General features: G+C 38.7%; 10 protein-coding genes and 1 other annotated feature. Of the genes, 5 read left to right on the forward strand and 5 right to left on the reverse strand.

Annotated elements, in window-relative coordinates:
* Positions 1 to 10: 10 nt before the first annotated feature.
* The 3 genes from A5888_RS09310 to A5888_RS09320 all read right to left on the reverse strand — a co-directional run bounded on the left by A5888_RS09310 (position 11) and on the right by A5888_RS09320 (position 6,749).
* Positions 11 to 4,405 (reverse strand): pectate lyase-like adhesive domain-containing protein, encoded by a 4,395-nt coding sequence (locus A5888_RS09310; protein ID WP_086349971.1) that lies wholly within the window; start codon positions 4,403 to 4,405, stop codon positions 11 to 13.
* Positions 4,406 to 4,650: 245 nt separating this feature from the next.
* A complete protein-coding gene (locus A5888_RS09315; RefSeq protein WP_086349970.1) occupies positions 4,651 to 5,349 on the reverse strand; it encodes a winged helix-turn-helix domain-containing protein in 699 nt (232 codons plus the stop codon).
* 308 nt (positions 5,350 to 5,657) lie between these two features.
* A complete protein-coding gene (locus tag A5888_RS09320; protein ID WP_086349969.1) occupies positions 5,658 to 6,749 on the reverse strand; it encodes a tyrosine-type recombinase/integrase in 1,092 nt (363 codons plus the stop codon).
* A gap of 521 nt (positions 6,750 to 7,270) precedes the next feature.
* On the opposite strand from A5888_RS09320, the gene A5888_RS09325 reads away from it, so the two are divergent.
* Entirely contained in the window at positions 7,271 to 8,704 is a 1,434-nt protein-coding gene (locus A5888_RS09325; protein WP_339102045.1) for a helix-turn-helix domain-containing protein, read from the forward strand.
* Between the two features lie 323 nt (positions 8,705 to 9,027).
* Entirely contained in the window at positions 9,028 to 9,354 is a 327-nt protein-coding gene (locus A5888_RS09330; RefSeq protein WP_086349968.1) for a DUF960 domain-containing protein, read from the forward strand.
* Positions 9,355 to 9,449: 95 nt separating this feature from the next.
* Here the strand turns inward: A5888_RS09330 and A5888_RS09335 are convergent, their stop codons facing one another.
* Positions 9,450 to 11,087: a peptide ABC transporter substrate-binding protein gene (locus A5888_RS09335; RefSeq protein WP_086349967.1), complete on the reverse strand. Its 1,638-nt coding sequence runs from the start codon at positions 11,085 to 11,087 to the stop codon at positions 9,450 to 9,452.
* A 289-nt stretch (positions 11,088 to 11,376) separates the two neighbouring features.
* Positions 11,377 to 11,602: a binding site (T-box leader), on the forward strand.
* A 377-nt stretch (positions 11,603 to 11,979) separates the two neighbouring features.
* Here A5888_RS09335 and A5888_RS09340 point away from each other — a divergent pair.
* From A5888_RS09340 to A5888_RS09350, 3 genes are read left to right on the forward strand one after another with little or no spacing between them, the layout of a single operon-like run.
* Positions 11,980 to 12,624, forward strand: coding sequence for an amino acid ABC transporter permease (locus A5888_RS09340; protein WP_170924832.1), 645 nt, complete (start codon positions 11,980 to 11,982; stop codon positions 12,622 to 12,624).
* Between the two features lie 15 nt (positions 12,625 to 12,639).
* Positions 12,640 to 13,275 (forward strand): amino acid ABC transporter ATP-binding protein, encoded by a 636-nt coding sequence (locus tag A5888_RS09345; RefSeq protein ID WP_086349965.1) that lies wholly within the window; start codon positions 12,640 to 12,642, stop codon positions 13,273 to 13,275.
* A gap of 15 nt (positions 13,276 to 13,290) precedes the next feature.
* The gene (locus A5888_RS09350; protein WP_086349964.1) at positions 13,291 to 14,106 is read left to right on the forward strand and encodes an amino acid ABC transporter substrate-binding protein; all 816 of its coding nucleotides are present in this window, start codon (positions 13,291 to 13,293) and stop codon (positions 14,104 to 14,106) included.
* A gap of 76 nt (positions 14,107 to 14,182) precedes the next feature.
* Here the strand turns inward: A5888_RS09350 and abc-f are convergent, their stop codons facing one another.
* Positions 14,183 to 15,796: a ribosomal protection-like ABC-F family protein gene (abc-f, locus tag A5888_RS09355; RefSeq protein ID WP_086349963.1), complete on the reverse strand. Its 1,614-nt coding sequence runs from the start codon at positions 15,794 to 15,796 to the stop codon at positions 14,183 to 14,185.
* Between the last annotated feature and the right edge of the window lie 220 nt (positions 15,797 to 16,016).

The raw sequence follows: 16,016 nt of genomic DNA on the forward strand, positions 1-16,016 counted from the left end.
CTCCATTGTGTTATTTCGTTTCTCCTAAGGTCCAGACAATTGTTGCCTTGTACTCACCCAACTCGCGAACTGCTCCCGCAGGAACCTCAAGCTTAAAGCCACGTTCTCCGGTTGCCCAACGTTCACTGACATCGTATTGTCCTGGGGCGTTGTGCGTGTCAACAGTAATCGCCTGGTCTGTATCATTCAGTATGATTTCACTGTCTTTTCCATCAGCCACTCGATAACGAATCGCATCCGGCAACACTTTCGTCCCTGTTCCGCTTCCGCTTGTCAAGTAATCTTCCAAACGCGCTTTTAGTGTCCAGCTTGTTGCATCTGTACGATTGTCCCAAATGATTAAATTATCATCGAAACTTGGGTTATCCACACGGACACCAAAAATCCCCGCATTTCTTGTTCCGAAATCAATTGATGTCGGATAAGAATAGATAAACAATGTGCCGTTGAAGACATATTGAACAGTCGATGGATTTTCTGTCACTGGAATAGCATCTTCCGGTGTCGGACGTGTCTTCACTTGATAATTTTCTCCAAGTAATTCATTTACCCTATCCTGAATCGCTGTATTCGTGACTAAATCAACTGTACCGCCGATATTCCCACTAACAGGAATCGGATCACGTAATTTCTGGCCCTTGTCATCGACAAATTCCACATTTACAGTAGAAATGCTCTTATTGATCGTTACTGTTATCTCTTTCTCAACTTTAGATGTTCCACTTCCATAGGAAAGTGTTACTTTGTAAGCACCATCTTGTACGACACCGCCACCTGTTACCGGACCTGGCAAGGTACCTTTATCAACAGTGATCAGCGTTGGATCAAGAGCTGTAATAGATGTCTCATCAAATTCCCAAAGAGCCAGTTTTCCTTTATCATGAATCATCGTTAAAATTTCTGCCTCACTGGTCGGGTAATCTTTTGCCGCTACAGCAAAGTCCAGTCCATCCAGAATATACTTATCACTTGAAACTGCCTTATCTTTGACAAAAATCGGTATTACAACTTCTCCAACATTGCCGGCTTCATCGGTCAAATTGACAATAAATGAAGCATTGCCCTGTTTTGACACGATATTTGCGATATCCTGACCTGGTTTCAATGAAGCAGTAATCTTGTCATTCGCAGAAACATTATCTGAATAATCCTTCAGAAATACTTTGTAATCAGCAGCATTTTCAATCGCATCCTTACCAGCAGCGCCCAAATCAACAATCGTAAATTTACCAGTTCCTGTCGGTTTGGTTTTATCATTGAAGGTCACATAAATAGTATGTGTAGCTGTGTCCCCATTCGATGCGACTGTCAATACAATTGGATAGGCCTGTTCTTCATCAGTTCCTACACCAGAGGCATTGATTGTCAATTTGGCTTTATCATCTGTGACATTTTCCAACACATTATTTATGACTTCCAATCCACGAACATTTCCTTGTGCGACTACATAAGCTCTTAGTGCGTCAGCTGTCGCAGTATTGGCTGTCCACTTCGAGCGATCCACTCTGAAATTACTTCCTTCAACGGCAACTGCGCCATCTGGCATACTGTCTACCACATAGACGGGTATTTTGATTGGTGCACTATCGTTGCCGGCCAAGTCAGTAAGTATCACAAAGAACTCACTGTCTCCGGTATTCGCGACAATTGCATCAAAATCAGTATTCTCTGCAAAGCGAACTGTTACTTGATCCTTTGGTGTGACATCGTCGCTCCAGTCCAATAGGAACTTGGTCAGATCTGTTTCGTCCCGAAGATAGGCAGCATTTCCTTTTGGTGCTAGGGTCAGCTTCCCTGTTCCGGTCGGTGCTACTTCATCACGAAATGTCACAGTGATGACTTTCGTCAAATCTGTTGCTAATCCTGAATCTGCAGCTCTCACTGTCAATGTCACATTGTAAGAACCCCCAGTAGAGCTCGGCGTTAGTCCGCCTAAATCAGTCACTTGGATTTTATCTGTCAGGCTTGTCTGCACCCCATCTACAATCTTGTAGGAGGATGCTTCACTTTCTTGAATGATGTAGGCCTTCAGTTGATCTTCTGTCATACCATTCAAAATAGTTGCACTAGCCTCAATATCTTTTGCAGCAAGTGCATTCAACGTCTCATGAATAACCAACTTAGATTTGATTTTCGTTTTGTTTGGAGCTAGAGCTCCCGTCGCATCTACTGCTTCATCCAAAAGATAGACATAGATATCATACTCTCCTTGGGTAGCCATCATTGCTGCAACCTGTGCTGGTGTATTTTCTTCTGCAAATTCATAACCAAAGTTTGGCGTTACAGGATTGGTATCCGTTGGGTTTTGAACAAATTCACTCGGTTCCGGAGCGACCTCCCCCACAGCTGAATGAACAGTTCGAGGGTCTCCTTCCGGCGGTGTTGTATCCAAAACCGTTTTGATATCATATGCTTCTTTCCCGTTCAACCAACCAACTGCTTTTATCTTTTGCCCCGCTTTCAGCGTGACATCTGCCGGCAAGTCAAAACTGAACGAGCCTGTAGTTGGATCAGCAATCGTATGGAACTTTCTACTATCTCCTTCAATTGGTGAGTTAACTTTCGGTTCAGTCAGTAAAACATCCTTGCTTGGATCATTTTCATCCACAACTAGATAGAACAAAATCGACGTCCCGTTCATATAATCTGGATCGGGATTTACAACACCCGAAAGAACCTTGCTGGATGTTTCCGCCGGATTATCTGTCGGTTGATTCAATCCGATGATGACATCTGGAATATACTCATAAAGAACTCTTGAAAAACCACTATGAGGAGACCCAGTTGCCGTCGTTCTGTAATTAGTTAAGAAATCCGTTGTAATAGGTGTGGTAACACTTTGTCCAACAATGTTTGTTGTATTTCGTCCATTGTATGTTACATCCACTCCATATATCGGATTCCAAATTTTATATGGGTCATCGCTAGCAGGTGTTTTCAACCATGAGGATACTTTTTGAACATCCGCAATAAAGTGACCTGGATTGGTCATATTCACTAGATGTGCATTGGTATTGCCTCGTGCATCCAAATCAATAGAATACGCATCAGCAAAGCGGAAAACTCCGTTTGCCCCGATGTTAAATAAGTTACGTACACCGGTACCATCCTCTAATTTGATATTGAAAGTTGCTTTTTTCCCAACAACAAATTCGCCACGAGCCCCGGCGTTTACAACATCTTGTGTACTCGTTCCTTGGTTCCGAAGATTGATCGTCATGCTACCCTCTTCAGAGACATTGAACTTAGAATCACTTCCAAGATTTAAAGCCGTTGTTCCAGCCATATTCCCTTTTATCTCGACGCCCACTTCTGCACCTTTAGCGATATTAAACGTGGTATCAGAATACAATTGAATTCCGCCACGAGTAGTAGAATCGCCGGTTCTTGCATATACTTTTGCGCCTTCTGCGACCGTTACATCACCTTTTCTCAATGACATAACATAGTTTCCAACATCCCAAGCTTCTCCTGCATTCCCATTGGTCGTGATATCCACTACAGCATTTTTCTCAATTCTGGCATATGCCGATTGATTAGATGTTGTACCGGTGTTTCCAAGATAGCTGGCCAAAATAAAGCCGTTACCATTTTGTACAGTAACAGTTGTATTACTGTCTTCTTCATAGATAGCTCGGAAAGCTTCCAATCCGGATTGGTTCGCCCAAGTATTTTTAGTCACACCTGGTCGCAATGGTGCTTCATAAGAATTCACTGAATGAAACTCATTGGTCCCTTTGAAAATCATTGTTGCCTGCCATGAAGCACTCAATTGAGAGCCTCTGTAATAAACATCCTCATAAGTGATCGTTGAAGCAATGGTTGCATAATCCCCGATTGCAAATGGTCCGTATGCACTTTGCCCATACATTTTGATATTTTTCACATAAATATTTCTATCTCTAGTTGTACTGGTCGCCCACGAAAATCTGACTTGGTTAAAGTCAACCGTATGACCCTGCCCATCGATTACATAATCGATACGAGCTGTCGGAGCATCCCTTCGTGTATCCCCGGTTCCATTATTTCCCGGATTTTCGATATCTGCAGTTACTTTGATATAGTCCGCATTATTTTTGTTTGTCTCCGTTCCTGTGTAGGTGTTCATCACCGCTTTATACAGTTCATCCCATGTAGAAACTTCAACAACATTTGTTGCTGCGGCTTCCGTCCCCCAGCCTGCTGCAGCCATTGGTGCGACCGTAGCGAAGGGTTCCACCAAAGCTTCCGGAGAAGCCATTTCCGTATCACTGTTTTCAGATACATCTTCCTCATTTGAGCCCATCACGTCAGAAGTACTTGCTTCTTCATTCGCTTTGATCGGTTCAGGAATATGCCAAAAAGCTGTTACTAGTAAGCCGGTGAATACAAGGCCTATAAAAGTACCTTTTTTTCCGATTTTCATTATCTTTTTCAACTCCTCCCTTGTATAGATAGTTGTGTGTAGTAAAGAACACACTATATTTCAATTTTTCATTTCACTTTCTCTATGAATAGACACTTAATTTCGTATTCTACAAAGAAAATGAAGAAAAAAAGAAACCGAATAAATTTTTTTGTATCAGTCAAACTGAACCAACTACTCTAAATAGTTGATGCATAACCAAATCACCATTTTCGCAATTATTTGCTTTTCCTTTTATACTTGCTTTATGTCATATTAAGAAAGTATCCTTTTGAACGTACCGTGATAATGAAGTACGGTTGTTCTGGATTTTCTTCCACTTTTTTTCTCAAGTGGAAGATTAGATTTGATATTCTAAACTTGTAGTTCTTATCTGGTTTTTGCCAAAGTCGTTCAAATAATTCTTCATAAGTAAATGCCATATTCGGTTTACTATGTAAAATTTTTAAAAGTTGATACTCCAATTTCGTTAAAGGAATCTCACGGTCATTATCAATCATGACACTAAAATTTTGATCAACTAGCTCAAAGCTTCTTTTGTAAATTTTTTTTGGTTTGGTCTCCGTTTGAATGGATTTCTTACTTTTAATATGACGATCGAGGGCATTATTGATAATTAGCTTGAATTCATTTGGATCTACAAGAGAATTGAGATTCCCGTCTGCGCCCAACTGAAGAAAAATAAGTCGATTGACCGGATCAGGCTCTTTAGTCATAACCCACACCAACGGATTCTGCCCTGCTTTCAACTTCATAATCAAGCTGCAAATCTGAGCGACATTTTCCTGAGTATCATCATTAATAATGACTGCATCAACCTGCTCTATTTTTTTGTTAACTTCAGAAGGGAGAACTTCTATGACTTTCGTATCACCATTTTCCAATACGTCTATGTAATTATCCTGAATGCTACCTGAGACTGAAATTACCCCTATGTTAAACATGTTTTATCCCTCCAAAATAGAAAATGAATAGTAAAAAGCACCAATCTGTTTTCTCGTTTTGTGTACAAACGAGAATAATCTACATGATTCTTATATTCACTGCAATGCTAAAATCATGACGGCGAATCTGACGACTATGGAAAAATATTCTTCTGAAATATCATAGAAATAATAGTTTTTTTCTTTTCATTATTTTTTTATAAGCTTCTTTGTAAAAAGAAAGGCATAGCAAATAAACCGCTCTTAGTAATTTTTTCTAACAATAGCGGTCTATGTACTGAGCATAGAATCATGTAATTTTAAGTGATTTATTCAGCAATTAACTCAATTGCCTTTCTTTCGTTATTTCTATTTGAATTCGCGTAAATATCCAGTGTCGTTTTTACTGAAGAATGGCCTAGTAACGTTGCAACAACAGCGACACTTACCCCTTTCTCCAAGCACTTACTGGCAAAAGAATGTCGTAGTGAATGAAAATTCACACGTTCTAAATTCAATTTTTTCATTATACTTTTAAAGTAATTTGTTATCGTTCTGGGCTCTGTCGGCTTATTTTTAAAGGAGATCACGTATTCTCCTACATTAGCTATCTTTCTTGTTCTTAAGCGCTGTATCATTTTCTCTGATAATGGGATTTCTCGTCGAGATAAAAATGTTTTGGGTGTATCCTCAATCACATGTGTCCTGTGTTTTTCATGATCCTGTATCCTTTGGCGTGTTCTGTTGACCACCAATGTTTTGTTATCAAAGTTTATATCTTGCCATTTCAGACCAGCGATTTCACCAATACGTAATCCTGTTTCTAAAGCCAATAAAACGGGCAACCCCTTCTCTTCTTCGCTAGCCAAGCATCGTATTTTTTGTTCTTCTTCCGAAGTTAAGGTCCGTATTCTTTTTTTATGAATTTTTGGCAGTAAGATAAATTTTAAGAGATCTTTTTCTACAAAATTCTTCTTTTCTGCTTCAAATAGACCTGTCTTCAACACTTGGAATACAGACTGTACCGAGCTAGGCATCAACTTTTCTTGTATATTTTTCATAAACGTATTTAAATCTACTGTAGTCAATTTACTTAATGGAATCTCTCCCAAAATTGGTTTGATATGCTTTTCGATTTTGCTTTTATAGCTGCTGTAAGTGCTCTGTTTGATTTCTTTTTTTATGAGCGTCTCTATCCAGTAATCAAACCAATAACCAAGATTCCCTTGGAACTCTTTGATTGAAGGGTCTGTTTGACGAAGGATGATTTTTTGTTCAATAATCTTATCTTTTGTTTCACGATAGGTTCTTGCATAGACATAGCCATAATGAATTGCTCCATTTGTTTTTCTCCCTTTTATAAAGCGACCTTCCCAGCGCCCATCTTTTCTTTTGTAAATATTCTCACCTTTGCGACTCATAACAATTCCTTCTTTCTATTTTCATTGATTTTGACGGTATTTTTGACGGCTAAAAATAATCATCAATAAATATCTTTTTGTTTTTCTCTCATTTTTTTGTTTTTATTAACAAAAATTTGATAAAACTTTCTCAAAATTTTGTTGTATAATATTTTTTGTAGATATTCAAATAGAAACAACATAATATTAAAACTTTTTTAAACTATTTTTTTAATTTCTTTATAACATTTAACTAAACAAACAACTTTTTCACTTCTCGTTTGTACACAAAACGAGAAGTTTTTCCTTTTCCAAAACCATCTCATTCATATTGAAAAAATTTAAATTTTATCTTCTTCCGAAAAAATAGTACATAGTTTTTTAAAAAAAAGCATTAACATTTTATGCTTTGTCTCATGCATAAAATGTTATTGCTTTTTTATCAAGCTAGCTAATGCGTTTATTGGATTAAATTGCTTCTATTGCCTCTTCAACATTATTGTTTTATTATTTAACCATGAATCTTTTGGAAGGAGATCAACATGCTAATTGAAAAAAGAGATGAGGAGAAGCTTAAATTACTCTATCTCCTTTGGAAGTACAATAACTATGAGGAAGTACCTTTGCAGAATTTTGCTTATGAACTATCTATAGACAAACGAAGTCTTCGTAGACGCTTGGAAGAATTGCTTGCAGATTTAGAAACTGTTGATAACAATTACGGTTCAATCCTTGTATCCGATGCTAGTCTGAAAATCTCATTTTCAAATGTATTTGATGAAAATAAGCTTATCGCTCTTTATTCTGAACGGTCTGTTCTTTTCAATCTGGCTTTATCTATTTTAATGAACGATTTTGAATCTGTAGAGACCTTTGCAAAAAGGAACTTTATCTCTTCAGTAACCTTATATAGAAAGCTTCCTGTGCTGAAAGAAGAACTGGATAGGCTTGGTTTGCGTTTAGATTTAAGAACAACAGAAAAAATTCTTGGTAACGAACGTCAAATTCGACTATTTTACTTTTACTTATTAATAGGTATCAGTGATTATCTTGATATCTTCTCTAATAAAGATGAATTTGTTGAAAATAGTTTTCATCCTTTTTTTAAGCTGTGGTTGTTGATCACTCATTTTCGTTTAGCTAATAACTATGTTATTTCCACTTATGACGATATTGATAGCATTTCTACTTTTCTTATCTCACTTGATCAATTCCAAGCATCTTATCTGCCAGAACTTGACTCTTTTCTATCTCCTTACCAACTAGATAACTTCAATAAAAGCAGAGAAATTCATTCTATGTACATTTTTATCTCTCATATATCTTTGATTTATCTTTCTCAAGATGAACTATCAACCATCCATCTTAATAGAGACAAAAGAAATTACACCAATTTACTTGAAGTGAGAACAATTATCTGGATTGAAAATTTCTGTGACTATTTTCATTTTTATTTATCTGACTATCAATTTGCCTTTATGTTTTATCTGATTCTGCAAACCCAAATAACTGAATACTACTTGGTTACTATTGATACCGAATGGTTTTATGGCCACTCATACAAATTTTCCAGTTATAATGGGATAGGGGTATTAAATGATAAATTGGATGCTTTTTTTGATCATTTAAAAAAAGTAGGGTGGTTTGTTACTAACTCAACAAGCTACTCTGTTCTCGGTTACAAAGAAAAACTCTTTTCTATTATTCCAGAGCTTTTACAACCCGTAAACGTGACTATCTTATCAAGATACGATTACTCACACAGATACTTTATCAAAAATATGCTGTTATCGATCAGTACGGTCAAAATAGTGTTTTCAGATGCCATCACTGCGGATACTCAATTCGTTATACATGACTACCCTTTACAATTCAATCACTCAATCAAGAGTATCAGAATCCGAATACACCCATTTCCTTCGGAAATAGACTATATAAAAAGAGCGTTAGAAGATGAATACTACAATCAATTATAGGACAGTTCCAGCCCTATCCGAACAGACTGACCTTTAGAATTCTCATAATCTGCCTTATTCAGTAATCTATTACAGCTATATACTGGTATTTTCTCTAATCTTACCTTAGTAAAAGATAAGGTTCTTTGACAGCCTTATTTTTTTAACGAATCGTTCCTACTCCCAAATTTGTGAAACAAATGTACTTATATCGATAAGGAGCGCTTATCTAAACTTGCAATTTACTTTTCCTCAGAGATAACTTGCTTAACCAAAAAACAGATATGGGGAATCTTCTTTCATTTTGAGGTATACTAATAGTAAGCAAAAAGGGAGGGGTTCTTATGTTTGAATCATTTGACAGAAGCCGCAGCCGCTACGCTTCACTGGGGGTTGTCTCCAGTTTACCCGGAGAGCTGATCGACAGTATCTGGCTGATCATTGATCTGAATTTAAAAGGTGTGATACCTTTGACAAACATGCTTGCATTTGACGTATTCAATAATAACGGTCGCGTAACATTGAGATTTTCTCAAGAATTCAGTGATGTTGAAATGGCTGTAGATTTGGCCTATGCTTATTCTACTTCATTTCCTGAGCGAGTTTTTGCCTTTGATGACGGAACAAGAGAAACAATTCTATTACCGACAGAAATCTCGGAACATTCTTGATTTCTAACTGAAACATTTAATTTTAAGAAGCACAAAAAAGCTGTAATCCTTAAGGACCACAGCTTTTTTATTGACACTTTTTTTATTTAGCTATTCTATTCTTCTACATAAGCGGTTCGATATGAAACTGTCCGACCAAATGAAAATACTTGTAGATCCTTCACTCGATCGGCTTTCAAGTACCCAATCGCTCCTTGATACAAAGGCAACACAGCAGCGTCGTCTTGAACAAGGATTTTTTCAAGATCCAACAATGTTTCCCAACGTTTTTCAGGCTCATTTGCTAAGGTAATCCGAGCATCATTCAAGCCTTTGTCATAGTCCGCATTATCATAACCAGCAGTATTCAATCCACTCTTTGAATCATAAAACTCTAAAAAGTTGATTGGGTCCGCATAGTCTGGCGTCCAGGTCCCAAATACAAGATCAAAATTCCCCTCTGTCTGTAGATCCAATCTATTTTGCAGCGGAATAGATTTCAAAACGATTTTCAATCCATCCAGATTTTCCTGCAGCTGTCCTTGAACAAATTCAATCGTCTTTTTAGCAATCGCTGAATCGGCAGACATCAATTCCAGTTCAATTTGATCCTTGCCCAGCTCTTGCTTCGCTAATGCCCATTCTTTTTTAGCAGCTTCCAAATCATAGGGCAGCAAATCCCCATTTTCTTCTCGGAAATCCTCTCCGCTATCTGGATCTTTTGCAAAATCTTTTGGAACGAACCCATTCAACGCTGTTGAGCCATCGCCCAAAATATCGGCAGCAAAAGCCTCTTTATCAATGGCTTGAAGAATTGCTTTACGCGTATGAACATTGCCAGTCACTTCTCTTTTATGATTCGGACTAAGGTAACCGACCATCGCTTTCGGAATAAAGTATGCTTGTGGAGAATCTTTATATTGTAATGCATACGTATCTGCCAAAACAGTATAATCTAAATCGCCACCATCAAAAAGGTTGGTCCCCGTTGCAATTTCCTTAACAACTTGAACATTGATCGTATCTAGCTTCACACTCTTTTGGTCCCAATAATCAGGATTTTTCGTCAGCTTCCAGCTTTCAGTAGTCCCGTCCCAGCCAGAAATCAGAAATGGACCATTCCCTACGAAGTCATCTGTTGATGTCCCATAAGCTGTCCCTTTCTCATCAGCAAATGCTGCATTTTTCGGCATAAAAGGAGTTCCTACCAACGCTTGAGACAGATAGGGTACTGGATATTCCAACGTCAGTTCTAAGGTTTGATCATCAATAGCTTTCACACCAAAATCATCTAGAGTCATTTCTCCATCACGGATTTTCCGACCATTTTTAAAAATATCCATTTGATTGCTGCTACTTGATCCATAAGCCGGATCAACTACATTTTTGAACGCATAGACAAAATCATCTGCAATCACCGGATCGCCATTTGACCATTTCGCCTCTCTCAATTTGAATGTATAAACGAGACCATCATCACTGACCGTAGGTTCTTCAGCAGCCATCGCCAACTCTGGATCTTGCTCCTTGTTCAAGCGATATAGCCCTTCTGATACTTGACCGATCATGTCTGAGCTGTAAACATCTGTATAATGTGCACTGTCCAATGTAGAAAGCTCTCCACCAGACGCAACATTGATTTCCTGCTTCACCTCATTAGCTCCGCCGGAAGAATCTTCCTCATTCTTCCCTCCAGTACTACAGGCACTAAGTACCAGAGCTGATACGACCATTAATAAACTAAATTTCTTCATTCCCTCTCCTCCTTTGAATGACAAAGTCACTCCACTCTCCTATATTTGCCCCAAATCTGATTAAATCACAGGCAGCTTTCTTCAAAATACTCTGACGTTTCAGCAAGACTTCAGCATCAACAAAATGACAGAGTTGTATTGAAAAAGTAAAAAGTTAAGAACCTCACAAAAGCATTTCTGTTCTTGCTCTTCCTACTATTTTACCTGAAAAAAATTGAATCCTTAACTTATATGCCTGAATTTTACCATATTTTCCGGTTGACAGAATCAAATGACGATGATAAAGTAAGTAAAAACAAAGAACAGAAGAGTAACTTGACGATTTGCTAACAGAGAGTCTTCAATTGGTGGAAGAAGACACAGATCAAAGTGAACCACATCTGGGAGTTGGTATACTGAAAAATCAGTAAGTATGTCCGGGTAGGCCCGTTACAGCACAAAGTCTATGACTTTACGAGGTTGTTATCGCGAGATAATAACAAACAAAGGTGGAACCACGATATTTCGTCCTTTGGCATGTATATGCCAAAGGACTTTTTTATTTCTAATTATTCATAATGAAAAACATATGGTCGGAACAAGTAGCTGCTATCCCTTTTTTGAAAAGAGAGTGCTTCATTTGCTGAGAGAAGCATCAGAAAACAAGTAGTGAACACATCTGCACCCAGTCAGCTTCTGAAACACCTAGTAAGAAGCTGCGGTACTCCCCGTTATCAGAGGAAGCACTTAATCACTTGAGTGCTCATGAGACTGTTCTCGCAAGATAGCAGTAAATTGAGGTGGAACCACGGTCTAACGTCCTCTTGGCAGTATTGTCGAGAGGACTTTTTTTGTTATTCTGCTGCGTTATCGGCAAAATAACAGATAGATATTAATTGATATTGGAGGATGTATGATGGATTATGTATGGGAAATTTTACCCGCTTTATTAAGCGGAGCCGGAATGACAATCAAAGTATTTATTTTTACTTTGCTTGGTTCGATTCCTTTAGGGATTTTGGTCGCTTTTGGACTACAAACACGTTTCAAACCACTGACCTATCTGATCAATGTGTATATATGGCTGATGCGGGGAACGCCATTATTACTACAGCTGATCTTTGTTTTTTATGGCTTACCACTGATAGGAATCGTATTTGAACGTTATGATGCCGCCTTGTTTGCCTTTATTTTGAATTATGCTGCTTATTTTGCAGAAATTTTTCGTGGTGGTATTCAATCGATCCCTCAGGGTCAGTATGAAGCAGCTAAGGTATTGCGACTGACAAAATTGCAGACGATCCAAAAGATTATTTTACCTCAAGTAATCAAAATTGTTTTACCCTCAATCGGTAATGAAGTAATCAATTTAGTCAAAGATACCTCCTTGATTTATGTTCTTGGACTTGGTGATCTACTGCGGGCTGGAAAAATAGCAATGAGTAGAGATGTAACCATTCTTCCATTAGCGTTGGTCGGTGTCATCTATCTGCTGTTTACAGCAGTTCTAACATTACTTTCCAAAAAAATTGAGAAATATTACCAATACTACAGATAACGAGGAGGATACAGTATGCTGACAATAAAGAATTTAACAAAACGTTTTGATGAGCGAACAATCATAGATAATCTGACTCTTGAAATACCTGACGGTGAAATCTTGACGATCGTCGGCCCCTCCGGTGGGGGAAAAACGACTTTACTACGCTGTCTCGCAGGCTTAGAAACCATTGATTCCGGTGAACTATTGATCGATGGAACCACTTTTGATCCGGTGGCTATGGATAATGCGGACCAAGTCGTTGGCATTGTTTTTCAAGACTTTCAATTGTTCCCTCACCTTTCTGTACTTGATAATATTACACTTGCACCTGTTCTATCTTTAAAACAATCAAAACAAGAGAGCGTGGATGAAGCACTTCAGCTTCTTGACAAGTTTGACTTATCCGGTAAAGAATCCCTATATCCTTATCAGCTATCTGGTGGGCAAAAGCAGCGTGTCGCTCTAGCCAGAGCTTTAGCAATGAAGCCTAAGGTGTTGGGCTATGATGAACCAACCAGTGCATTAGACCCCGAGCTTCGTCAACAAGTGGAAGCTGTGATCCTCGGGTTGAAAGAACAAGGAATCACTCAAATCGTCGTAACCCATGATATGCAATTTGCAGAAAATATTGCCGACCAGTTACTGACTGTCGCGCCAATTCAATAGAAGGGATGCATTCGTATGAAGAAAAATATCTATTGGCTCCTACCTGCCATACTGCTCCTCTTTCTGATTGTGGGCTGTGGTCGTAAAAAAACAACTGCTGACCAATGGGAACGAATCAATACGGATAAACGGATCATTGTTGGGCTGGATGATTCATTTGTACCGATGGGCTTTCAAAATAAAGCCGGAGAAATCATCGGCTTTGATGTCGATTTAGCAAAAGCAGTCTTTGCTCTCTATAATATTGATGTAGATTTTCAACCCATAGACTGGTCCATGAAGGAAAATGAATTACAAAATCAGACCATTGATTTGATTTGGAATGGTTATTCAAAAACAGCTGAGCGGGAAGAAAAAGTTCTTTTCAGTGATGACTATATGAAAAACGAGCAGGTCGTCGTCTCCCTTAAAAAGAATGGCATCGATCAATTCTCTGATATGAAAGGGAAAATTCTTGGCGCTCAAAATGGTTCCTCCGGCTATCACAGCTTTGAGGAACAGCCGGAAATCCTAAAAAATTATGTACAGGATCAAACACCTATTCTTTACGATGGATTTAATGAAGCTTTTATGGATCTAAAAAGCGGACGAATTGATGGACTGCTGATTGACCGTGTGTATGCCAACTATTATCTATCTCAAGAGAACAGTTTAGCGAATTACTCCATTATCGCCGGTGGCTTTGACAGCGAGACCTTTGCCGTAGGCATCCGAAAAACCGACCTAAAACTGGCAGAAAAGATCAACGCAGGTTTTGACACACTACGTGAGAATGGTGAGCTGGCAAAAATTTCTGAAAAATGGTTTGGCGAAGATGTGACTGCTCCTTAAAAGACGACTTTATATGAAAAAGCTCCGCCATGGATTGAGCTACTCTTAGCGAGCTGATCCATGGCGGAGCTTTTATTTATTTCCCATCTTTTAGCATCAGTACATCCGAATAACAGCCAGTGATCTTCGTGACCTTCTGTTGATTGATCAACAGAAAGTGCTGGAACATCTTTTCCAGAAAATATCGATCATGAGAAACTGTCAGCAGCGTTCCTTCGAACGTTTCGAGAATCTCTTCAATTTCCTCTCTGGTCTCAATGTCCAAATGATTTGTCGGCTCATCCAGTAGTAAAAAATTGACTTGCTTTTGCATCAATTTTGCCAACTCTAATCGCACCTTTTCACCGCCACTTAAAAAACGCAGCTGCGTCATGACGTCATCCTTATAAAAAGAATAGCCAGCCAATATCCGTCGACTTTCCTGTTCCCCCAACGAGCATTCATACATGAACTCCTGCAAAATCGTTCGTTGCGGCTGCTCAAAATCGATCATTTGAGGCAGATAGCCAATCACTACATTACTACCAAGCTTTAGCTCTCCGTCGTCTAGCATTTCTTCACCCATGATCAAGCGCATCAAGGTTGTTTTCCCAGCACCATTTTCGCCGATGATCGCCAGTCGTTCCTTCCAGTAAAGTGAAAAATCACTTTCGGTGAACAAGGTACGCGAGGCATAGCTTTTTTGTATATGTTTTCCTACTAGTACTTCCTTACCTGAACGATCAGCCTTCTGAAAATTCTTGTTTCCAAGGTTATTGGTTTCTTCTTTCGGTTTAGCTATTTTCTGGATTTTTTCAAGCCGATGTTCTAATTGCTTCGCTTTTTTAAAGAACTTTTCGTTGTCTCCCTCGTGCCCCCATTGACGGAACCTTCGTATCGCCAGCTTCATTTTCTGGATTTCCTTCTGCTGTTCCGCAAAATCTTTTCGCAGCTTCTCTAACCGTGCTTCCTTCAATGCCTTATAAGCTGTATAATTGCCAGGATAAGTCCAACCCTGGCCATCCTCTATTTCAACAATTTTTTCTACAACATTGTTAAGAAACTGCCGGTCATGAGAAACAATGATACAGGCCGTCTTTTCATGGACCAGATATCCTTCCAGCCATTGAATCCGTTGAACATCCAAATGGTTTGTTGGCTCATCTAATAGAAGAATATCCTTTTGCTGCAAAAGGATGCGAGCCAGATTAATAATCGTCTGTTCTCCTCCACTCAATGCACTAAAGGTTTGACTTAAAAGATGCGCCACAGCTAACCCATTCGTGATCATTTCCAATCGACTCTCAACTTCGTAGCCGCCAGCTGCTTCAAATGCTTCTTGCACCTTACCATAGCGAGCTAGCGTCTTCTCTATATCCTCTTCCGGGTCACACATCTGCTGCTCCAACACCTTTAACTGCTTTTGCAAATGATTCACCTGTTCAAACGAAGCCAACAGATAATCCCTGACGATTGTCTGCTCTGCTTCTGGCACTTGTGCCAAATAACCTACAGCAGCATTTTTCCTGATACTGATCGTCCCTTTGTCCGCTACCTCCAAGCCCATGATCATTTTTAAAACAGTCGATTTACCGGAGCCATTCGTTCCTACAAGACCAATACGCTCTCCTTCTTCTACTTTTAAGCTTAAGTTTTCAAACAATGGGTACGTACTATAGTTTTTTTCTATTCCTTGTAATTGAATCAACATTTTATTCCTCTTCCTGCCATTCAGTATCGTTCTACAGGAATCTCAACACTCGTTGAATTTTTGATCAAAAAAAGCCACAGGAAATATACCTATGACTTATCTTGTTATTTAATTCATTTATGGAATTCACATGAATAAGTCTGAATGGTCTCTTTATTTGATTTTTTCTTCATTTTTAGACACACTAATGCCTTGAACGAAAAAATCGGAAATAATGTTA

Origin of the sequence: Enterococcus sp. 9E7_DIV0242, assembly GCF_002140975.2 — a bacterium.
Classification (GTDB): Bacteria; Bacillota; Bacilli; order Lactobacillales; family Enterococcaceae; genus Enterococcus_L; species Enterococcus_L clewellii.